The 23144-nt window shown below is 46.6% G+C and carries 12 protein-coding genes; 2 read left to right on the forward strand and 10 right to left on the reverse strand.

Going from position 1 to position 23144, the window contains the following annotated elements; translation table 11 throughout:
- Positions 1 to 459: 459 nt before the first annotated feature.
- Entirely contained in the window at positions 460 to 3057 is a 2598-nt protein-coding gene (gene acnB / locus BM607_RS20725; RefSeq protein WP_006084352.1) for a bifunctional aconitate hydratase 2/2-methylisocitrate dehydratase, read from the reverse strand.
- 434 nt (positions 3058 to 3491) lie between these two features.
- Between acnB and hxpB the strand changes: the two genes are divergently transcribed.
- Both hxpB and BM607_RS20735 read left to right on the forward strand, forming a co-directional pair.
- Entirely contained in the window at positions 3492 to 4151 is a 660-nt protein-coding gene (gene hxpB / locus BM607_RS20730) for a hexitol phosphatase HxpB (protein WP_071940662.1), read from the forward strand.
- A 115-nt stretch (positions 4152 to 4266) separates the two neighbouring features.
- Complete coding sequence (locus tag BM607_RS20735; RefSeq protein WP_071940663.1) at positions 4267 to 4620, forward strand: DUF2845 domain-containing protein; 354 nt, start codon at positions 4267 to 4269, stop codon at positions 4618 to 4620.
- 80 nt (positions 4621 to 4700) lie between these two features.
- Here the strand turns inward: BM607_RS20735 and BM607_RS20740 are convergent, their stop codons facing one another.
- The 9 genes from BM607_RS20740 to ampD all read right to left on the reverse strand — a co-directional run bounded on the left by BM607_RS20740 (position 4701) and on the right by ampD (position 22899).
- Complete coding sequence (locus BM607_RS20740) at positions 4701 to 6743, reverse strand: M13-type metalloendopeptidase (RefSeq protein WP_012090374.1); 2043 nt, start codon at positions 6741 to 6743, stop codon at positions 4701 to 4703.
- A 219-nt stretch (positions 6744 to 6962) separates the two neighbouring features.
- Entirely contained in the window at positions 6963 to 9179 is a 2217-nt protein-coding gene (locus tag BM607_RS20745) for a patatin-like phospholipase family protein (protein ID WP_071940664.1), read from the reverse strand.
- A 297-nt stretch (positions 9180 to 9476) separates the two neighbouring features.
- On the reverse strand, positions 9477 to 13949 hold the full coding sequence (locus tag BM607_RS20750; protein ID WP_071940665.1) for an EAL domain-containing protein: 4473 nt from the start codon (positions 13947 to 13949) through the stop codon (positions 9477 to 9479).
- A 139-nt stretch (positions 13950 to 14088) separates the two neighbouring features.
- Positions 14089 to 15516 (reverse strand): dihydrolipoyl dehydrogenase, encoded by a 1428-nt coding sequence (gene lpdA, locus BM607_RS20755; RefSeq protein ID WP_006083342.1) that lies wholly within the window; start codon positions 15514 to 15516, stop codon positions 14089 to 14091.
- A 147-nt stretch (positions 15517 to 15663) separates the two neighbouring features.
- Positions 15664 to 17661 (reverse strand): dihydrolipoyllysine-residue acetyltransferase, encoded by a 1998-nt coding sequence (gene aceF, locus BM607_RS20760; protein WP_071940666.1) that lies wholly within the window; start codon positions 17659 to 17661, stop codon positions 15664 to 15666.
- A gap of 12 nt (positions 17662 to 17673) precedes the next feature.
- On the reverse strand, positions 17674 to 20340 hold the full coding sequence (aceE, locus tag BM607_RS20765; RefSeq protein ID WP_071940667.1) for a pyruvate dehydrogenase (acetyl-transferring), homodimeric type: 2667 nt from the start codon (positions 20338 to 20340) through the stop codon (positions 17674 to 17676).
- Positions 20341 to 20421: 81 nt separating this feature from the next.
- Positions 20422 to 21174, reverse strand: a complete 753-nt coding sequence (gene pdhR / locus BM607_RS20770) for a pyruvate dehydrogenase complex transcriptional repressor PdhR (RefSeq protein WP_006083345.1) — start codon at positions 21172 to 21174, stop codon at positions 20422 to 20424.
- A 240-nt stretch (positions 21175 to 21414) separates the two neighbouring features.
- Entirely contained in the window at positions 21415 to 22266 is an 852-nt protein-coding gene (ampE, locus tag BM607_RS20775) for a beta-lactamase regulator AmpE (protein ID WP_071940668.1), read from the reverse strand.
- 69 nt (positions 22267 to 22335) lie between these two features.
- On the reverse strand, positions 22336 to 22899 hold the full coding sequence (gene ampD, locus BM607_RS20780; protein WP_071940669.1) for a 1,6-anhydro-N-acetylmuramyl-L-alanine amidase AmpD: 564 nt from the start codon (positions 22897 to 22899) through the stop codon (positions 22336 to 22338).
- Positions 22900 to 23144: the final 245 nt, after the last annotated feature.

Genomic DNA, 23144 nt, shown 5'->3' on the forward strand with positions numbered 1-23144 from the left:
CCGTGTCAGTGGATGCGCATTATAGGGAGATTGAGAAAGTGCGCAACCCCTATTTTAAGGAAATTTGCAGTTAATTCATATTCTTCAAGCTAATCACATAATACCCACCACTTACCCCCAAAGTTATCCACAATTCAGTCAAACTAATGCCTTTGCTCTACATTATCCTTCTCAAAAAGCCATGAGATGATTTGTAGGTAAGTATGTAAATAGAAGAATTTAGTCTTTCAAAAGGAAGGTTAAGCAAGGTGAAGCCTGATACTTATTAGGAGCACGCCTTAGTTAATTGCCTAATAACAATGTTAGCCATTTATGAAAACCGAGCCTGTTATATGGGAGAGCCGAGGCATCACTATTTAGAGGGGTTATTTGTACATATATATGTGGAGGAGAAACTGACCTACAAAAAAGCCAGCTTGCGCTGGCTTTTGTACATCAAGCTACCTTAACGGCAATCGATTACACAGTAGTTTGGAAGATCACTTCCGATGCCTTTTGTGTATAAGACTCGATTTGGTCGAAGTTCAAGTAACGGTAAGTGTCAGCCGCAGTGGCGTCTAACTCTTTTGCGTATTCTTGATATTCTTCAGGTGACGGCAGACGACCTAACAGTGCAGCAACCGCAGCCAGTTCAGCAGAGGCTAAGTAAACGTTAGCACCTGTACCTAAACGGTTAGGGAAGTTACGGGTAGAAGTCGATACCACAGTTGCACCTTCAGCTACACGTGCTTGGTTACCCATACACAGTGAACAACCAGGGATCTCGATGCGCGCGCCTACACGACCGAAAATCGCGTAGTAGCCTTCTTCAGTCAGCTGATCTCTGTCCATCTTAGTCGGTGGAGCAATCCACAGACGAGTTGGAAGAGTTTTAGCAAACTTATCTAACATCTTACCGGTTGCGCGGAAGTGACCAATGTTGGTCATACAAGAACCGACGAACACTTCGTCAATCTTAGTTTGCGCAACAGATGACAGTAGAACTGCATCATCAGGATCGTTTGGCGCACACAGGATTGGCTCTTTGATGTCGTTTAAATCGATTTCGATCACTGCAGCGTACTCAGCATCTTTATCGGCGCTCATCAGTTCAGGATTCGCTAACCACTCTTCCATGCCTTTGATACGACGTTCAATCGTACGACGATCGCCGTAACCTTCAGCGATCATCCACTTCAGCATGATGATGTTTGAGTTCAGGTATTCGATGATAGGTTCTTTGTCTAACTTGATAGTACAACCGGCAGCAGAGCGCTCAGCTGAAGCATCAGACAGTTCGAAAGCTTGTTCAACTTTCAAGGTTTCAAGACCTTCGATTTCCAGTACGCGACCAGAGAAGATATTGACTTTACCTTTCTTCTCAACGGTCAGCATGCCCAGTTCAATGGCTTTTAATGGGATAGCATGTACCAGATCACGCAGTGTGATGCCGGGTTGCATTTTGCCCTTGAAGCGCACTAATACTGATTCAGGCATGTCGAGTGGCATAACGCCAGTCGCCGCAGCAAACGCCACTAAGCCAGAACCAGCTGGAAATGAAATACCAATTGGGAAACGCGTATGTGAGTCACCACCCGTACCAACGGTATCTGGCAGCAGCATACGGTTTAACCATGAGTGGATAACACCGTCGCCTGGACGCAGTGATACACCGCCGCGGTTCATGATGAAATCTGGCAGAGTATGATGTGTGTTCACATCAACAGGCTTTGGATAAGCCGCAGTGTGACAGAATGACTGCATAGTCAAATCAGCACTGAAACCTAAGCAAGCTAAATCTTTCAGCTCGTCACGGGTCATAGGACCTGTGGTGTCTTGTGAACCAACAGAGGTCATCTTAGGTTCGCAGTATTGGCCAGGACGCACGCCAGCTACGCCGCATGCTTTACCGACCATCTTCTGCGCTAGAGTGTAACCCTTACCAGTATCAGCCACGTCTTGTGAACGCACGAATACGTCAGATACGCCTAAACCTAATACTTCACGGGCTTTGTCAGTTAAACCACGACCGATGATCAGTGGAATACGACCACCAGCACGGACTTCGTCTAACAGCACTTCAGTTTTTAAGCTGAATTCTGAAATCACTTCGTCGCTGTCGTGTCGCTTAACCACACCGGCGTATGGGTAGATGTCAATCACATCGCCCATTTCCATTTTGTTTACGTCAAGCTCGATTGGCAGTGCGCCCGCATCTTCCATAGTGTTGAAGAAAATCGGTGCAATTTTACCGCCAAGGCAAAAACCGCCAGCGCGCTTGTTGGGTACGAATGGAATGTCATCGCCCATAAACCACAGTACTGAGTTAGTCGCTGATTTACGTGATGAACCGGTTCCCACAACGTCGCCCACATACACTAATGGGAAACCTTGCGCTTTTAACGCTTCAATTTTTTTCACTGGGCCAACGGCGCCAGCAACATCAGGCTCGATACCATCACGGGCGTTTTTCAGCATAGCTAACGCGTGTAATGGAATATCAGGACGTGACCAAGCATCGGGTGCTGGTGACAAGTCATCGGTGTTGGTTTCACCAGAGACTTTAAATACTGTCAGAGTGACTTTGTCGGCCAGTTTTGGACGGTTTAAGTACCAATCTGCATTCGCCCACGCTTCAACCACTTGCTTAGCAAACTCATTGCCCGCTTCCATCTTCTCAACCACATCGTGGAAAGAATCAAACATTAGCAGAGTGTGAGATAAAGCTTTAACGGCTAAAGGTGCTAACGCTGGGTTATCCAGCTGCGCGATCAGAGGTTCGATGTTGTAGCCGCCTTGCATAGTGCCTAATAACTCAGTAGCACGCTCAGCAGACAAAATAGGTGATTTTTCAGTGCCTTTGGCAACCGCATCTAAGAAAGCAGCCTTAACATAAGCGGCTTCATCAACACCTGGGGGAATTCGATTTTCAAGCAGGTCGAGAACGAAAGCCTCTTCACCTGCGGGTGGGTTTTGAACTAACTTAACCAGTTCAGCCACTTGATGTGCATCTAATGGCTTAGGGACTACGCCCTCTGCAGCACGTTCTGCGACGTGTTTACGATATGCTTCTAGCACGGCAACATTCCTCTTTGTTTGGCGCTCTAACAACGAAACTGCACGTCTTCTTAATTGAAGCTGACAGTCCGACATGATCGACCCGTATTTCCGGCCTGCAGTATACTACAGCTTTGCAAAAGTATGAATCAGGTCACACTCGGCAAAAAGCGAAATAAGGACTAAATCCGGCGGCGAATGCCAACTTACGGGAATATTAAAACAAGTGAAATTAGACAATAGTTTGAAAACAGACAAAAAACCATACACTACAAATAGTTAACAATGTTTCATTAATTTTAAATCGAACAGGTAATTTTCAGCGCCCTAGATAAAATATGTGTAAATTTTTCTCATCTTGCGGCATTTTGGCTTTTAAGATGCAGTGCGAGAACTTACACTCAGGCTTAATTTACTGCATATCCCAGTTATTTCCCCAGTCCATCGGAGCACCAATGACATCCCTTAGCATTCAAGCCGTTATTTTTGATATGGATGGCGTTTTAATCGATTCAGAACCCCTATGGCAGCAGGTCGAGTATGAAGTGTTATCCGCACTTGGCGTGCCCGTGACCATAGAAACGATTCAACAAACCACTGGTTTACGTATCGATCAGTGCGTCGATTATTGGTACCACAAGGCTCCTTGGCCTCACTACGATAATGCCAAGGTCAGCCAAGCGATTGTTGAAAAAGTCGCGAGTGAAATTCTGGTTAGCGGCGAAGCCATGCTGGGCGTTCACGAAGCGATTGACCACTGCCAAGCACTGGGTCTTAAAATCGGCTTAGCCACCTCCTCGTTTTACACTATTATCGAGGCAGTTCTCTCTAAGTTAGGACTCAGCGATAAATTTATGGCGGTGCAATCTGCCGAGGGCCTCACCTACGGCAAGCCACACCCTGAAGTGTATTTGAATTGCGCTAAGGCGCTCGATGTCGATCCCCGCTATTGCCTTGCGATCGAAGATTCTTTTAATGGCTTAATTGCCGCCCGAGCGGCCAATATGCAAACGCTTGCGATCCCCGCGCCAGAGCAAAGAGGCGATGCTAAGTGGGTTATCGCCCACCATCAGGCTGAGAACTTATTGGCCTTGCCGACACTCTTAGCTCAATAACGCCATAACACGCCTAGTCTCTGCTGGGCGGATAAGCTTAGTTTTAGCCATATGGATAATGAGTTTTTACCATATGGATGAATAGCAGAATGCTGTATGCACGAGAGGGGATCCAATGAAGTACCTGTCTTTATTATCACCCGTATTATTACCCATGGGCTTAATACTCATGTCCGTCAGCTTGTCCGCTAATGCGGGTGGTGCTATGCACTGCAAGCAACAAGTGGTCAACACTGGCGATACCTTAACCACTGTGCTGAAGAAGTGCGGTTCGCCCAGTGATATTCGTGAGTACAGTCTGCCAGCGACTTATCTCAACTCAGACGGCGACCGAGTGATCGATCCCAGCCAGTTGCCGACTGAGTATCAAGAATGGACCTATGACTTTGGACCGACACGCTTAATGCGCCGGCTTTATGCCACGGACAATAAAGTCACTAAAATCGAATCCTTAGGTTACGGACATTAATCAGCAGCATCCTTGATTATTGTCATCAATAAAAAAGCCAGACATTGTCTGGCTTTTCTTATTTCAATCAACTGCATGTATTACCAAATTTTTACACGTTCATCTGGCGTTAAATACATTTTATCGCCTTCTTTCATTTCGAAGGCTTTATAGAAGGCTTCTACGTTACGGGGTGTCCCCATAGCGCGGTAGTGACTCGGTGAATGCGGATCTGTCAACAAGCGACGGCTCAGCTCTTCATCACGGTAGTTACGACGCCATACTTGCGACCAACCCACAAAGAAGCGTTGCTCACCCGTTAATCCATCAAGCACTGGCGCGGGTTTGCCGTTGAGGCTCATTAGATACGAGCGTGCCGCTACGGTTAAACCACCTAAGTCGCCGATGTTTTCCCCTAAGGTCAAATCACCGTTAACAAACTTGCCGGGCAGTGCTTCATAACCTGAGTATTGCGCTGACAGTTGTTTACCGCGTTTTTGGAACTCTTCGCGGTCTTTATCTGACCACCAATCACGCAGGTTACCGTCGCCATCGTACTTAGCACCTTGGTCATCGAAACCATGGCTGATTTCATGGCCGATCACAGCCCCAATACCACCGTAGTTCACCGCATCATCGGCATCCATATTGAAGAATGGCGGTTGCAGAATCGCCGCTGGGAATACGATTTCGTTTTTCACTGGGCTGTAATAAGCGTTCACCGTTTGTGGCGTCATGCCCCATTCGGTACGATCGATTGGCTTGCCAAGCTTGTTGATCATGTCTTGATATTCAAACTGAGCATAACGCATGTAGTTACCCACTAACTCGTCAGCCTTGATATCTAAACCTGAGTAATCTTTCCACTTATCTGGATAACCGATTTTATAGGTAAACTTAGCCAGTTTTTCTTGGGCGGCGACTTTGGTTTCTGGCGTCATCCACTCAAGTTCATTGATGCTAACCTCAAAACCTTTGATCAAGTTTTTGATCATAGTTTCCATACGCGCTTTAGCTTCTGGCTTGAAGTATTGCTTAACGTACTCTTCGCCCACTAACTCACCAATCACTTGGTCGGCACCATCAACGGCTTTTTTCCAGCGTGGTTGTTGCTCTTCGATACCCATTAAGGTTTTGCTCTTAAAGGCGAAGTTCAAATCAACAAAGTTTTTGCTCAGTAACTCGGCGTAGCTATCTACTAAGTGGAACGCGAGATAATCCTGCCAAGCCGATACCGGAAAGGTCTCGAAACCTGCACCGAGTTTTTCGAAGTAAGAGGGTTGGCGCACTATGATGTCAGTGACTTTATCGCCTAAACCTGCGCTGGTCGCGAAGGCATTGAAATCAAATTGACCCGTTAACTTTTGCAGTTCAGCGCGATCTAACTTGTTGTAAGCCTTATTGGCGTCGCGAGATTCCACTCGGCTCCACTGGCTTTTGGCGATCATCATTTCAATATCGGCAACGTTTTTAGCCGCGCGTTTAGCATCCTTGTAACCCGCTTCGGTCAGTATGTCTGTCACATACTTGGCCATAGCTTGGCGATTAGCGGCAAACTTAGGATCATCTTTCAGATAATAGTCTCGGTCCGGCAGCGTAAGGCCCGACTGACTTAGATACACGGCGTACTGAGTTGAGTTTTTGGCGTCATTATTGACGTAAAAACCAAAGGGAATACCAGAGCCGGTCGTCAGCAATTTACCCATAACGGCTGGTAAATCAGCGTGTGTTTTTGCGGCAGCAATATCGGCCAGCAATGGCTTAAGCGGAGTCACGCCTAAGGTTTCAAGCAAATCGGTATTCATAAAGCTAGCGTTGAAATCACCAATCTTCTGCTCATTAGAACCTGCCGCTGGATTCTTTTTAGCAGCCGCTTCGTCGATGATCTTTTTCAATGCATCTTGGCTTTGATCGTACAGCACAGAAAATGCGCCGTAGTTAGACTTGTCGGCTGGAATAGGCGTATTCGCTAACCATTTACCGTTAACGCTGTAATAGAAATCGTCTTGATGGCGAACTGAGGCATCAAAGTTTTGCAATTCAATGCCAGAAACCGCAGCGACTTCAGTTTTAGGCTCAGTACTACAAGCGGCTAAACCTAAACTCAGGGCGATACCCAGTGCCAGTGTGCTTATCTTCTTCATTGTTTTCCCCAGCTTCCTTAAGAGTTATTATTTTTCCCGCAAAACCTTAGCATCTTGGCACGCCCCACAGTAGCAAGATTTTGTAAAAGGATATGACACTTTAGCGACGCGCGAACCGATTCAGGCACTATGCCATCAAGACCGTTTAGGATTTTCATCGCACAAAAAATAAGGGCACAACCTCAGTCATGCCCTTAAAATCTTCACATGCATCACTCGCTAGAAGTTTTTACCCACAAATAAATAGAAGGACTTATCGCCAAGATCTGTGATCCCAAAGCCGATTGCCGCAGGTCCCATGGAAGTATCAGTACCAATGTAGAGACTCGATGCATAAATCAAATCAGTGAGCGTGACTTCAGAGCGCTCATCCCAGACATTCCCCGCTTCCAAACTCCAACCTAGATACAAAGGATAATCTGTCATTCCGAGCGCATCACGCCCGAGATCATATTGATAAACAAAGGCGCCAAAGACTTTATGCGCGCCTGTCAGTGAGTCTTTATGGTAGCCAGATAGATTTAAAAATCCACCCAGCTCAGATAGATGCAGCGTATTCATCCCATCATTATCGTTGGTTGAAATCGATGCCTTACCCACAAAAGCATGATTGCCGACACTCAAGGCGCCCTTCCAGTCGGCCTCTATCTGCACACTGTATTGGTTTTGGTTATCGTCGATAATGTCATCGAAATCTTCATTGCGCACATAGACGTTTAAGGTCACGCGATTACCCGATGTCGGGAAACTAATACTGTCTAAGCTGTCGTAGCCGAATCTAAAGTAAGCTCCATAGGAGCTAAAATCTAAGTCCCGTAACAGCCAGGCATCATTAATTATCGCGCCCTTCTCCGCCACTAAACCCAGCTCAATCATGCCCTGCGAGGTGTAGTTGTAGCCGATCCCGAGTTCGATGGTGTGGGTTTTCTTGTCAAAGGTGAGCAGACGATTGTTATTATCGTATAAGTCCCAATTACGGGTATCGTATTGATAACGGGCGCGGCTAAAGAATTGTTGGTCTCTGTCTAATGGCTGATAGAACTCAGTCGCAAACAACTTTTCCATACCGAGTTTGATTTCATTGCGCCACTCGCCGCCATTGAAGGTCAAATCCGTCATGGTATAGGCCATGTCAAAACTGATGGCTGATTCAGAGTTAAAATCATCCTCCCAGTTAAAACCCAATTGGAAATAATTTGGCCCCCAAGACTTAGCTTTAGTGGTCACAGTCAGTACACGGCCGTCTTCACCCTCGACAAACTCAGCATCGACACGCTCAAACTTATTGAGGGAATAAATACGCTTTAACGCCTCATTAAGCTCGTCCTTAGACACAGCTTGCCCAGGTTTAATGTTCAAGGTTTCCGTTAAGAGATTCAGACTCACCTTAGATTGGTTATCGAAGACAATTTCATTAACAGAATGACGCACATCCGCCATTAACAACTTACCTTTGGCTTGTTTGGCCTCGACATAGGCGGCATATTCCTCAGGGCTCACACTCATGCTACTCAGCTTATCAAGCTGTCCATTAGCGGCTTCTTTGCCGAGGGTTAATGCCAAGGGCATGATAGTGAAATCGGTAGTGCTCAAGGCGTCGATCGCGGGACGGATCAACACGTCTTTATCAGTCAGCAGCAGTTTTTGTTTTTCGGTGCTGGCATTGGTCAAAAAGTTGGAGAGCTGATCGAGCACGGCAATAGTGCTGTCTAATTTATCTTTTTTGACCAGAGGTGAACCAATATCGACGGCAATAATAATATCGGCGCCCATGGCCTTAACGACATCGACAGGCATATTGTTGGCAATACCGCCATCGACCAATAACTTACCGTCAATTTGAGCGGGCTGCAGCGCACCGGGAACTGTCGCAGAGGCTTGCATGGCTTTGACCATACTGCCGTGACTGATCACCACAGGTAAGCTAGTTTCTAAATCGGTCGCCACTGCGCGGTAGGGAATAGCTAAATCATCGAAATTACCAAATTGCTGTACTAGATCGGTAGACTGACGCAGAAGTTGCGACATAGTCTGACCACGCAGCAACCCACTTGGCGCCCTTACTTGGCCTTCGTTATAACCAATGTTCAGCGGAATGTTGTAGCGATCGCGTAACTGTTTATCCCTATAACTCAAAATATTACGCGGGATAGTATCCGAGTAGCCACTGTCCCAATCAACACCCATCATGATCGCTTCGACTTCGCTGGCGCTGTAACCCAAGGAGTACATGCCTGCGACATAGGCACCGATACTGGTGCCCGCGATGTAATCGACCGGGATGTTATGTTCTTCTAATATTTTGAGCACCCCCACATGGGCAGCGCCTTTAGCACCGCCGCCACTGAGTACGACACCAATTTTAAGTCGCTCTGCCGCCATCGACGGAGTCATGCACAAACACAAAATAATAGAAGCGAGTAGTTGACGCATCATGGTGAGGTTACTTTTTTATGGGATAAAAATCCGAGTTATATTACCAAACTTATCGATTTAACCGTCAGTCATATTTTATCTGGACCGACTAGTGATAAGACTGTGTACTATTTACACAAACAGATGCAGTTTAATTGAATAAATGACGAAAAAAAATATCAATCGTGGCTGAATATTTTGTCATTTAAATCTCAGGCGCGTAGATTTATATCTTGCTCGTATGGCCTATCGCCAAGACAAATATCAAGGGCGCATGATCAAACATAAACGAGCTAATAATAGGCTATATGATCTTACTTAATGCTCAATAGCGACGATTCTGTTATCTGTTTCTAAATAGCGTTCAAAATCAGCCACGCACATAGGCTTAGCAAAATAATACCCTTGAATAATATAACAGCCGCGGCTAAATACTTGCTCTAACTGCTCAACCGTCTCAATCCCTTCGGCAACCACATTTAATTTAAGGTTACGGGCTAATTCAATAATACTGCTCACAATCGCCTGATCGGCCTTATTGGTGGCGATATCAATCAAGAAGGAGCGATCGATTTTTAAGGTGTTCACCTCAAAATGGCGTAAATAAGCCAGAGAAGAATAACCTGTCCCAAAGTCATCAATGGCAACTTCAATCCCCAAGGATTTCAATCGCGAGAGATGATCTTTAGCCACGTGCAGCTCTTTCATCAATACGCCTTCAGTGATTTCTAAGCCTAAAGACGCTGTCGGCATTTGGGTTTCATGCAGAATTCTTTGTATGTCTTCAATAAAATCTGGCTGCCTGAAATGCACCGCCGAAATATTAACCGACAACTTAAAGGTAGCGCCATAACGTTTCGCCCAATGTGCTCCCTGCACACAGGCCTGCCTTAACACCCAGCGGTCAATATCGACAATTAAACCGCAGGCCTCGGCGACTTTGATGAAAATATCGGGACGAATAAAGCCGTCCAGCGGATGTTTCCAGCGAATTAACGCTTCCATTCCTATGAGCTTATCGTTACGCAAAATATCAATTTGCGGCTGGTAATAAAGCTCGAACTCTTGCCGCTCTATGGCTTTGCGTAAATCAGCCTCAAGCCGTAAATGATAGAGGGCTTGGGCATTACGCTCAGAAGAATAATATTGGAAATTCCCCCGCCCTTCTTCTTTGGCGTGGTACATAGCGAGATCGGCATTCTTGATAAAGGCCTCGGGCTGCACCGCATCATCGGGCCAAATACTGATGCCAATGCTGGTCGAAATATAAAACTCACGGCCATATAACTTAAAAGGCGCCACAATTTGTTCCAGCAGCCGCTCGGCAATGTGGTTGATCTCGTCAATGCTGTTGGCATTTCTGAGTAAAATCACAAATTCATCGCCGCCAAAGCGGCAGAGCATATGCTCGCTAGCAATACAGGATTGTAGTCGGCTTGAAGCTTCGACCAGTAAGGCATCGCCCATGCTATGACCATAGGAGTCATTAACATGCTTAAATCTATCGAGATCCAAGAACAATAGCGCCAATTTCTCGCCCGTTTGCTGCGCGGCCTGAATAGACTGTAATAGGCGACTAGAAAATAAGGAGCGGTTTGGCAATCCCGTAAGCACATCGTAATTGGCTAGGCGGCGTAAATCGGCTTCGGTTTGTTTACGTTCGGTAATATCCGAGAATACCACCACATAATGGGTCACTTTACCGTTGGCACTTTGCATCACAGATACGTTTAGCCACACAGGACAAGGTTGCTGACTGGCGTTAATTAACTCACGCTCGCCCGTCCAAGACTGGCTATCACTGAGGAGTTGCTTGATTTCCGATGCCAAACCGTCATTCATCTGTACAAATTGGGTAAAAGATTGGCCAACTAAATCAGCAGAATCGATACCGATAATCTGTTGTGCCGCGTAATTCGCCACGCGAATACTGCCTTCGACATCTAAAATCAGTACACCTTCAGATGTGTTACCAAACGCTTTTGCCAGTAAATTCACTTCATCTTCTAACTGGCGTTGCACGGTAATATCACTATAAATACCCGCGACCCGCTCAATCTCATTGGAGTGCTTATTACGGGCAACGGGCCGCCCTCTTACCCTTAACCAGCCCCAATTACCGTCTTTGCGCTGATAACGATACTCGGCTTCGAATCTATCTATCTCCCCCGATATCATGCTATCCCACTGAGCAAGCGCTTTTTCCCTATCCTGTGGATGCACAGGCAACTCTGCTAAGCTCACAACAATCTCATTGGCATGGGTACCGAGAACGGCACCGCGATTATCAAGATGAAATGCCTGAGTATTTTTATGCCATTCCCAGAGATCCGAGTCACTACCGCGCAAAGATTGCCTCAGCCTGTCATCACTCTCAGTTAATGCCAGATTCATCTGCTTAAAGGTATTGATCTGGCGTTGCCGATACCAAGCAAGACTTAAGGCAATAATAGAAAATAACAGCAGTAAAATGCCTTTAAAACCTTGGGATAACCACCAATGCTGCTCAACATAAAAGGGATAGGTAAAAGGTTTATCGGACCATATTCCATTGACCTGACTTAAAATATCTAAAACATAACCACCTGCAGCTAAACCTGCGAGGTTAATCTGCGACTCTCCCTGAAGCAGCACATAATTACTCTCTTCATCTTGATAACGTAATCGGTATTTAAATTGGATGGGCGAATCATCGAGATAATCTAAGTTAGTGATTTGAAAACTGACCATATTGGCTTCGGGTTTTATGGTCATCAGGTTACGCGGCAACAGGGACACTTCGGTCGTGTTGTTATAGTATACAGAGACAGATTCAAGCATCACATGGTCATCGTTAATGCGGTTAGCCAGCCTATCGACATCGAGTCGCATCACGCCCTCGGGCGTGCCTAAATAAAAGCCTGTTTCAGGTGAGTAAAAATAGGCGCCTTCGTTCATCTCATCGGAAATTAAACCATCGAGTTGATTGAACATAGCAATCTCGCCCGTTTGGATATCCTGTCGCACCAAAGAATCCGAGCAGCCCACAAGATTAGACTTGGGCGTTTTTTGAATAAAAAACACTGAACTACAATTTAATTGCCACTCGGAGGTCAATGAAATTAACGATCCCGTTTGCTGATGGTATTCAAATAAACCTTTTTCATAGGAGCCAAACCAGATCACCCCAGGTGACATTTCTTCAATATGACTGACCGTGGGCTGTGCAGCAAAAGCATTAAACAACTGCCGCTGATCATGAAACTCGTTTTGGCTGTCGATGTAACCAAAGACTTTTTTACCGCCCACCCACAAACGACCGTCGGAGGTGCGATAAATAGTGCGGATCACGGGGCGCTTAGGGCCATCAAGCTTGTTCGATGACTTATCAATATCAAAGGGCTGAGGTTCGTACAGTCCCATTTCCCAAAAATACAGCCCTGTTGTGGTCGCAATCCAAACACGTCCTTTCAGCTTAGGGTCGCGATAGGTTTTATAAATGAGCTTATTTTTAAAATCATCATTACCGTGAGTCCATTTAGAAAAGCTACTGCCTTGCAAAGTGTCTTTATCGACAACAAAGAGGCCGCTGGTCGTCGATAGCAGTAAATAATGTCCCTCAAACGCACTGATATCATAGATACTTTCATGGGGATTAAATCCCTCAATTGGCACGTTAAACGCTTTGTTACTGCCTTTTGCAATGAAATCTAAACTGGAAGAACCTAACCAAACGCCTTCATCACTGGCATGTACTGACCAAGTCATGGCATCGCTCAGTTGATAGGGTTCATCGCCAGTATAAGTATCGAGGATGAAATCAGGCTGTGACGCCAATAAAGCCAATCCATCGCCTGAGCCTCCGACCCACATCAAGCCAGCATCATCAAACAACATGGCTTTCAGCGTTTCCATGTTGGCCTCAGCCTTCAACTCTTTTTGATAGTTTTCAATCTGCCGCGTTTCGGGCGACCATTTCAATAAACCGATGCGACTGGAAAACCACAGATCCCCTTTAGCATCCTCAATGATCACTGTGCTCCAATCGGGCAATTCTGGCACGGGGATAATTTGCCTAGAAATTTGATCTAATTGATAAACGCCGCGTCCGGTCGCAATCCAGATCCTATGTTGAGAATCCTCTAACATATCGAGAATACTGCCCATAGATTCAGTCCAAGAGTATTGGAACACCCGCTCGCCATTTTGCTCCAGCAACTCTAATTGCAAGGTTCCCGCGACCAGCATTTGACCGTTAGGCATGACCAGCAATTTGCGCCAAGGAAGATCGCGATTAACCGGCAACTGAGTAATGAGGCGCAGTTCGGACTTTGAAGGGGAGAATTCATAAACCTGGCCATTATCAATTAACAATCGCCATGTTTTACTATTCTTTCGGGCTGCCGAGACCAGCGCACCGCCGGGAAACTGCGGGAATAAATAGGGAGAACCAAAGGCGGTAAATTGATTTTGGACAATATCGTAAAGGTAAATTGCGGCGTTGGTGCTAACCAATAACTTGTCACGTTCTATGTTTACTACTGAGGTTAAAAAGTCATCTGACAGTCGCGATTCGGTGCCGATTTTATCGATACGCCGCACCTTAGAATTACTAACACGATACAAGCCCTGCTCAGTCGCGGCCCATACAAAACCGTAATCATCTAAGGCCAAGCCTCGGATACTGGTGACCGCTAAACCGTCCCTATCAGTAAAAACTCGCTGCACAAAACCGCCCGCCCAAGCCGAGTGGACGCAAGTCAATGAAAGGATGAAACATGTCAGAATTGTTCTAATTATTTTTGTTTGCATGTGACGGCTTACTTCATACCATAGTTGTACTGTAGCAGCTCAATCCTATCAATTCATCCGCTTGTTTACATAAAAGTTACAAAAAAATACAGGCAATAAAAAAGCGCTCAAATGAGCGCTTTTTTAATCGACAGCTAAATTACTTTTTCTTTGCCTTTGGGTTTGGCAAATCAGTAATAGAACCTTCGTACATTTCAGCCGCTAAGCCCACTGATTCGTGCAGTGTTGGGTGAGCGTGAATGGTTAATGCTAAATCTTCAGCATCACAACCCATTTCAATCGCTAAACCGATTTCGCCTAACAGCTCGCCGCCGTTAACACCAACAATCGCACCACCGATTACGCGATGAGTGTCTTTGTCGAAAATCAGTTTAGTCATGCCTTCACTCGCATCAGATGCGATAGCGCGGCCGCTTGCTGCCCATGGGAAAGTTGCGGTTTCGTAAGCAATACCTTGCTCTTTCGCTTCTTTCTCAGTTAAACCAACCCAAGCGACTTCTGGGTCAGTGTAAGCAATTGATGGGATCACTTTTGGATCGAAGTAGTGCTTCATGCCAGCGATAACTTCAGCCGCTACGTGGCCTTCGTGCACGCCTTTGTGAGCTAACATTGGTTGACCAACGATGTCACCAATTGCATAGATGTGCGGTACGTTAGTACGCAGTTGCTTATCAACCTTGATAAAGCCACGCTCATCAACGTTAACACCTGCTTTTTCTGCATCTAACGACTTGCCATTAGGTGCACGGCCAATTGCTACTAATACCGCATCGTAACGGACTGCTTCAGTTGGTGCGCTCTTACCTTCCATAGAAACATAGATACCGTCTTCACGGGCTTCTACCGCTGTGACTTTAGTTTCAAGGATCAGGTTGAATTTCTTCTTGATTTGCTTAGTGAATACGCGAACAACGTCTTTATCAGCCGCTGGGATCACTTGGTCGAACATTTCAACCACGTCGATCTCGCTGCCTAAAGAAGCGTACACAGTACCCATTTCTAGGCCGATAATACCGCCGCCCATTACTAACAACTTGCCTGGAACTTCTTTCAGTTCTAATGCGTCAGTCGAATCCCAAATACGTGGATCTTCATGCGGAATGAATGGCAGTTTGATTGGGCGAGAACCCGCAGCAATGATCGCTTGCTCGAATTGAACCACTTTGACAGTGCCATCTTCAGCAGTCACTTCTAGCGTGTTAGGGCCAGTGAATTTACCAAAACCGTTAACCACGTTAACTTTACGCATTTTGGACATACCGCCCAATCCGCCAGTTAATTGGCCAATGACTTTGTCTTTAAAGCCACGTAACTTATCTAAATCGATAGTTGGCTCGCCGAAAACCACACCGTGAGCAGCAACGGCTTTGGCTTCTTCGATAACTTTAGCAACATGTAATAGGGCTTTAGATGGGATACAACCCACGTTAAGACACACGCCGCCTAAAGTGCTAAAACGTTCAACGATAATGGTTTCTAGACCTAAGTCCGCTGCACGGAAAGCCGCAGAATAACCTGCAGGACCTGCACCTAATACCACTACCTGAGTTTTGATTTCGTTACTCATGTTTTCCTCTAATTCTCATTCAATCCGTTGGAGGAGCTATCCTGCCAACCGAAAATGCGCCAGCGCGTAAGGTGGGCGCATTTTAACCTGTGTTTGATACTGATCACAATAAACAAAAGGCCACTCAAGATGAGCAGCCTTATATGCTTACAGAACCAAAGTACGAATATCGGACAGAATTCCTGACAGCGTCACACTAAAGCGTGCAGCCATAGCACCATCGATCACGCGGTGATCGTATGACAGCGACAATGGCAACATCAATTTAGGTTCGAACTCTTTACCATTCCACTTAGGCTTAATTTCAGATTTAGACACACCTAAAATCGCCACGTCTGGGTAGTTAACGATAGGCGTAAACGCTGTACCGCCAATGCCACCTAAACTTGAAATAGTAAAACAGCTACCTTGCATGTCAGCAGATTTCAGCTTGCCATCACGGGCACGGATAGAGATATCAGCCAGTTCACGAGATAACTCGATAATGCCTTTCTTATCCACGTCACGCACGACTGGCACAACCAAACCGTTTGGCGTATCAACAGCCACACCGATATGGAAATACTTCTTCTGGATCAGTGATTCGCCATCGCTACTTAAGCTTGAGTTGAACACTGGGAACTGTTGCAACGTTTTAGCCACAGCTTTTAGCATAAACACTAAAGGCGTGATCTTGTAATCGGCTTTCTTCTTCGCCGCTACATCGTTTTGCTGCTTACGGAACTCTTCCATTTCAGTGATATCAGCTTCATCGAACTGAGTCACGTGCGGAATAGTTACCCAGTTGCGGTGTAAGTTAGGGCCAGAAATCTTCTGGATACGGCTTAATGGAATCTCTTCCACTTCACCAAACTTACTGAAATCAACTTTAGGTGCTGCAATCACTTGCAGACCGCCGCCGTTACCTGAACCAACAGAGGTTGCCGCAGTCGCTTTCGGACGAGACAGTTCGTATTTCACATACGCCTGTACGTCTTCTTTCATGATGCGACCTTTACGGCCAGAACCTGTCACTTGGGTCAAGTCGACACCAAATTCACGGGCTAAACGACGTACCGCAGGAGACGCATGTACCGCACCGGTAGACACAGGTGTACCTGCACTTGGGTGGTGTGGTACTGGAGGACGGCTTGCAGGTGTTGGGGCTGCAACGGGCGCCGCGCTCACTGGAGCAGGAGCTGCCGCTTGAGCAACAGGTGCAGGAGCTGCACCCACTGTCACAGTTTCAATCGTCGCAATAACGCTACCTTGAGAAACCTTGTCACCCACTTTAACAGTCAAAGACAGCAGTTTACCGGCGAATGGCGCAGGCACTTCCATGGTGGCTTTGTCAGTTTCAAGGGTAATCAAACCTTGGTCAGCAGTGATTTCATCACCGACAGACACGAGCACTTCGATCACATCGACATTGCTGGCATCGCCAATATCCGGCACTTGAATTTCTTTTACCGCAACCACACTTGCCGCTGGTGCAGCAGGTGCTGCGGCCACTGGCGCTACCGTAGCGGCAGGAGCCGCTTGGGCAGCAACAGTTGGCGCGGCTGCAGGTGCAGCGCCGCCAACTTCAAGCATGATGACTAAAGAGCCTTGCGACACTTTATCGCCAACTGCGACTTTAACGTCTTTAACCACACCCGCGAAAGGTGATGGTACGTCCATGGTCGCTTTGTCTGTTTCTAGGGTAATTAAACCGCTATCAACTTCAATCTTGTCACCGACAGCAACCAGGACTTCGATAACCGATACATCAGTGTCGCCACCGATATCAGGCACAGTCACTTCAACCACTTTGGTTGCGCCCGTCGCAGGAGCAGCAGACACAGGGGCTGGAGCCGCTTGAACTGGTGCAGATGCCGGTGCCGCCTGAGCGGGTGCTGCAACAGGAGCCGGAGCGGCAGCTGCCGTGCCCGCTGCTTGCATCATAGCAATCAAAGTACCTTCAGATACTTTATCGCCCACAGCCACTTTCAATTCGGCTAAAACACCGGCGAAAGGCGCTGGAATATCCATAGTCGCCTTGTCGCTTTCGACGGTAATAATCGATTCTTCTGCCGCTAGGGTATCACCCACAGCCACACAAATTTCGATCACTTGCACTTCATCGCCGCCGATATCAGGAACAAAAACTTCTTTTAATTCAGCCATTTTTATTGCCTCTTACGCGTACTGTGGATTGATCTTGTCAGCGTCGATACCATATTCTTTAATGGCTTTTGCTAACACATCGACAGGCAGCTCTTTGCGATCAACCAGTGATTTCAGTGCCGCAATAACGATGAACTTAGCATCCACTTCGAAGTGGTGACGTAGATTCTCGCGGCTGTCTGAACGACCGAAACCGTCAGTACCTAACACTTTGTAATCGGTAGGAATGTAAGCACGTAACTGTTCGCCGTAAATCTTCATATAGTCAGTCGCTACGATTGCAGGTGCATCACTTGAAATCACTTGGCTGATATAGGCTTGTTTTGGCGTTTCGGTTGGGTGCAGCATGTTCCAACGTTCAGCGGCTTGACCATCGCGAGTCAATTCGTTGAAGCTAGTTACGCTAAATACGTCGGCAGTAATACCGAAGTCTTTCGCCAGTGCTTGCGCCGCTTTACGGGTTTGTTCAAGGATAGTGCCACAGCTCATTAACTGAACTTTGCCTTTACCTGAGCCCGCAACCGTTTCTAACTTATAGATACCTTTCACTATGCCCACTTCCGCGCCTTCTGGCATGGCTGGTTGCTCATAGTTTTCGTTCATTGTGGTCAAGTAGTAGAAGATATCTTCTTGATTCTCGCCGTACATACGACGAATACCATCTTGTACCACAACGGCAATTTCGTAACCGTAGGTTGGATCGTAAGAAATACAGTTAGGGATAGTGTTCGCCAATACATGGCTGTGACCGTCTTGATGCTGTAAACCTTCGCCGTTAAGCGTTGTACGACCTGAAGTACCACCGACTAAGAAACCACGAGCACGCATGTCACCCGCTGCCCAAGCCATGTCGCCAATACGTTGGAAACCGAACATTGAGTAGTAGATGTAGAACGGAATCATAGGTGTATCGTTGACTGAGTAGCTCGTCGCTGCTGATACCCATGAAGACATAGCGCCGAGTTCGTTAATCCCTTCTTGCAATACTTGGCCGGTTTTATCTTCACGGTAGTAAGCAACTTGGTCAGAATCCTGCGGAATATATTTTTGACCTTCGTGAGCATAAATACCCACTTGACGGAACAGACCTTCCATACCGAAAGTACGGGCTTCGTCAGGAATAATTGGCACAATGTTTTTGCCAATTTTCTTGTCTTTCAGCAATGCTGTCAGCACACGAACGAATGCCATAGTCGATGAGATTTCACGGCCGTTTGAGCCCTGTAAAATCGAATCGAAAATCTTCAGTGACGGCACTTCCATCTCTTCAGTGAACTTTTGACGACGTTGTGGCACGCTACCATGCAGCGCTTCACGACGGCTCATCATGTACTTCACTTCTTCAGAATCTGGACCTGGGTGATAGAAAGGCAGATCTTCTAACTGGTCATCAGGGATCGGGATATTGAAACGATCGCGGAAGTAACGGATAGACTCAACGCCCATCTTCTTCACGTTGTGAGCGATGTTTTTACCTTCACCCGCATCACCTAAGCCGTAACCTTTAACGGTTTTAGCTAGGATAACCGTTGGACGGCCTTTGGTTTTTTGTGCATGTTCCAGTGCAGCATAAACTTTAACTGGATCATGACCGCCGCGGTTTAAGCGCCAAATGTCATCATCTGACATGTTAGCAACCATTTCGGCCGTTTCAGGATACTTACCAAAGAAGTGTTCGCGCGTATAAGCGCCACCTTTGGCTTTACAGTTTTGGTATTCACCGTCAACAGTTTCTTCCATCAACTGCAGCAGTTTACCGCTGGTGTCACGGGCCAATAATGGATCCCAGTAACGACCCCAAATCACTTTAACAACTTCCCAGCCTGCGCCGCGGAATTCGCCTTCAAGTTCTTGGATGATCTTACCGTTACCACGTACAGGGCCATCAAGACGCTGTAAGTTACAGTTAACGATGAAGACTAAGTTATCTAATTCTTCACGGGCTGCTAAACCGATAGCACCTAAGGCTTCTGGCTCGTCACACTCACCGTCACCTAAGAAACAGTAAACAGTTTGTGCTGAACAATCTTTCAGACCGCGGTCAGTCAGATATTTCAGGAAACGAGCTTGATAGATGGCTTGGATTGGACCTAAGCCCATAGAAACCGTTGGGAATTGCCAGTAATCCGGCATCAGTTTTGGATGTGGGTATGAAGACAGACCCTTGCCATCCACTTCTTGACGGAAGTTAGCCAGTTGCTCTTCGCTTAAACGACCTTCTAGGAATGAACGCGCATAAATACCAGGGGCGATATGGCCTTGGAAATACACGAGATCGCCACCGTCTTTTTCATTCGGTGCACGGAAGAAGTGGTTAAAACATACGTCATAGATAGTCGCGCTTGAAGCGAAACTTGAGATATGGCCGCCCAACTCTAAATCTTTCTTAGAACCACGCAGAACCATAGCCAAAGCGTTCCAACGGATGATGGCGCGAATGCGACGTTCCATCTCTTGGTTGCCAGGCATGTGAGGCTCTTGACCCGCTGGGATAGTGTTCAAGTAAGCCGTTGTGGCATTGTAAGGCAAGTGAGTGCCATTACGACGCGCTTTATCGATCAGCTTCTCTAGTAAAAAATGCGCGCGCTCTGGGCCTTCCTGTTCCAACACGGCTTGCAGGGCATCAACCCATTCCTGAGTCTCTAATGGATCTACGTCTTGTAGCATATCTTCAGACATGACACTGTCCTTCTCTATATACATGATAATGAATGGTGTTTGCGGCATATTCCGATTTAGCAGGCAGCTAAACTACAGAACTTAAGCGCCACTCTTTAAACGGCGCAAGCTTCGCTGCAACCGGCTATCTTCTTCCCGCACAGATAACATCACCTCTTCGATGTAACTTAAGTGTTCATTCGAGGCTTCTCTGGCGGCTTCGGGATCACGACGAACGATGGCAGCGAGCAAGGCCCGTCTGTGATCGTTAGCCATAGTAGAAGCTTCTTCGCGGCGGCTTAAAAGCTCCAAGTTTTGCGCCACATTTTGATGCAGCACAGGGGTTAAACTGAGAACGAGGTGTAACATAGCCACGTTATGTGACGCTTCGGCAACGGCACGATAAAAGCGCACAATGGCGGCGGCTTGTTTTTCGATATCGGTGGCGGCTTCCACCTCGAGGATCATACGTTTGATATTTTGCATATCGGCGTCAGTACCACGCAGCGCCGCAAAATAAGCCATCATACCTTCGGTAGCATGACGGAACTCCAGCAAGTCGTATTGACTCTCTGGATCAGAATTCATAAGTTCAACGATAGGATCGGCAAGACTCTGCCAGAGTTGCTCTTTGACATAAGTACCACCGCCTTGGCGGCGCATTAACAGTCCTTTTGCCTCAAGCTTTTGGATAGCTTCACGCAAAGAAGGTCGAGACACTTCAAACTGGATCGCCAGTTCGCGTTCAGGCGGTAACTTCTGACCGGGCTGCAAACTGCCCTCTAAGATCATCTGCTCTAATTGAGCCATAATCACATCAGAAATTTTTGGCTGATTAATTTTACTATAGGCCATCAGGCGCTCAGCTCCGTTGTAAATTGGTCTTACCAATTTTTTTTGAGTGAGCGCACTTTATCAAATCAGCGTTTTGATGTCCAGATTGAAGATCACTCCTTAAAAGCGATCTCGATCGAAAGCACTCACGAAGAGAGAGCATAGCGGAAAAAAATGTCTATGGGGTCAGACCATTTGACAGAGCTGAGCTATCTCAGCTCAGACTGCCAAATTCAGCTATCGCTGTGACGCTGATATTACTTAACTCACCAATCCAAAAATGGTCAGCAGTGACAGTACCGCGACGATAAGTGTAAAGTTGCGTTTACTCAGTACTAATAATGCCAAGGTTGACTGTACACATATAGGTGCACTCGCGACCTCAGGTAAAGGTTGCGCTGCTAATGCCGTCTCAACAACGACAGTGCGAGCACTGGTATTTATGGTCAAACCATGATGGCGCCATGCGGCTAACCCTTCGCTAAATTGGCCACTTAACGCATAACCAAAGGCAAAGATGCGGCTAGGTAACCAATCCAACAAGCTAATCACTTCGTTGACTAATGGCAGCTCAAGGGATTTACGGGCATTTTCTTCTGCATAAAAACGCACTGTGCAATACAACACAGCACCGACTGGCCCCAGAAAAATGAAGAACAAAGCAACGGCGCCGTAATAACGATAGTTAATCCAAGCGACACTTTGGCCCACTTTAGCGCCAAGGTCTTTCTCGGAAACCGCATCCAAACACTCACTACAATCGAGCTCAGCGGCATAATGGTAACAAGCTTGCACATCGGAGCGACAAGCCGCTTGCATATATTTCTTGAAAATATCACGCTGTTTCTGATGGTTAAAACAAACCACCGCCACAACAATCCATAGCGCTAAACTTAATAAACCCCAAAACATCCCCGCCACTAACCAAGACAATACATATACCAACAGGGCTGGCAGCACTAACGCCAGCGCCATCATAACGCTCGTCAGTGAGGCTTTATCACCAAAAAACGTCGTTTGGTAGGATTGCAGTAAACGATCAAATTGCCATGATGAAGGAAGAAATTTAAGTCGCTCCACTAAAATGGCGACCAAGAGTGAAAATAATGCCATGGGCTGTACCTCTATAATTTGTCCATAAATAGTCTAGGTTTGTGTGAAATACGTCTAAAATCCAAAAACCTAAGAGCGCAACGCCTGAGTATATTCCTTTAGCTTCTCTAAATATCTTTCCCAATCAAAACTTTGCCCAGGGTCTGTTTTGCGCATTGGCGCAATATCACAATGACCCACAATTCGTTCGGTACTCAGCGATGGATACTCAGCCAACAGTGCTTGCGTCAACGCTGTCAGTGACTGATATTGCTCAGGCGTGTAAGGCTCAGTATCTGTGCCTTCCAGCTCAATACCAATAGAGAAATCATTACAATTCTCTCTCTCGCCATAACGAGACACCCCAGCATGCCAAGCCCTGTCGTTACAACTCACGTACTGCACACGCTCGCCATTACGGCGGATCAAAAAGTGCGCCGATACTTCCAAGCCCTGCAGCTGTGCAAAACTGGCATCGGCATTGGTATCTAAGCACCCTTGAAATAATTGATCAATATAAGGCAATCCAAAGCAACCTGCTGGCAGGCTAATATTGTGGATCACCAACAAACTCACTTCCCCCAAGGGACGTTGATTAAAATGTGGTGACTCACAACGCCTTGCATCCTCACACCAACCCGAATCAAACCGCATTATAAGCTTATCCTCTTATGCCACATATACCCAAACAACCTGAAGATGCAGGATTCAGCGGGAATGCAACACACTTTAGGCAAGGCGGTTATTTGCGGACCTAGTGGGCTAAGTTAAAAATAACCAACACGGCATAATGTGCGTTACAACCCGCCGGAACGGAGCGTCTAGGGCACTCCACTTCCGTGTTGCATCAATTCAAAAGGTGGCCGACATTCTGTCATTGATGCGCCTTGAATTGAAGC

Source organism: Shewanella sp. SACH (genome assembly GCF_001887095.2).
Taxonomy (GTDB): domain Bacteria; phylum Pseudomonadota; class Gammaproteobacteria; order Enterobacterales; family Shewanellaceae; genus Shewanella; species Shewanella baltica.

Bases quoted from the DNA above. Each gene is read 5' to 3' on its own strand.
- hxpB (WP_071940662.1), top strand. From the start codon at position 3,492: ATGACATCCCTTAGCATTCAAGCCGTTATTTTTGATATGGATGGCGTT.
- BM607_RS20735 (WP_071940663.1), top strand. From the start codon at position 4,267: ATGAAGTACCTGTCTTTATTATCACCCGTATTATTACCCATGGGCTTA.
- BM607_RS20740 (WP_012090374.1), bottom strand. From the start codon at position 6,743: ATGAAGAAGATAAGCACACTGGCACTGGGTATCGCCCTGAGTTTAGGT.
- BM607_RS20745 (WP_071940664.1), bottom strand. From the start codon at position 9,179: ATGATGCGTCAACTACTCGCTTCTATTATTTTGTGTTTGTGCATGACT.
- BM607_RS20750 (WP_071940665.1), bottom strand. From the start codon at position 13,949: ATGCAAACAAAAATAATTAGAACAATTCTGACATGTTTCATCCTTTCA.
- lpdA (WP_006083342.1), bottom strand. From the start codon at position 15,516: ATGAGTAACGAAATCAAAACTCAGGTAGTGGTATTAGGTGCAGGTCCT.
- aceF (WP_071940666.1), bottom strand. From the start codon at position 17,661: ATGGCTGAATTAAAAGAAGTTTTTGTTCCTGATATCGGCGGCGATGAA.
- aceE (WP_071940667.1), bottom strand. From the start codon at position 20,340: ATGTCTGAAGATATGCTACAAGACGTAGATCCATTAGAGACTCAGGAA.
- pdhR (WP_006083345.1), bottom strand. From the start codon at position 21,174: ATGGCCTATAGTAAAATTAATCAGCCAAAAATTTCTGATGTGATTATG.
- ampE (WP_071940668.1), bottom strand. From the start codon at position 22,266: ATGGCATTATTTTCACTCTTGGTCGCCATTTTAGTGGAGCGACTTAAA.
- ampD (WP_071940669.1), bottom strand. From the start codon at position 22,899: ATGCGGTTTGATTCGGGTTGGTGTGAGGATGCAAGGCGTTGTGAGTCA.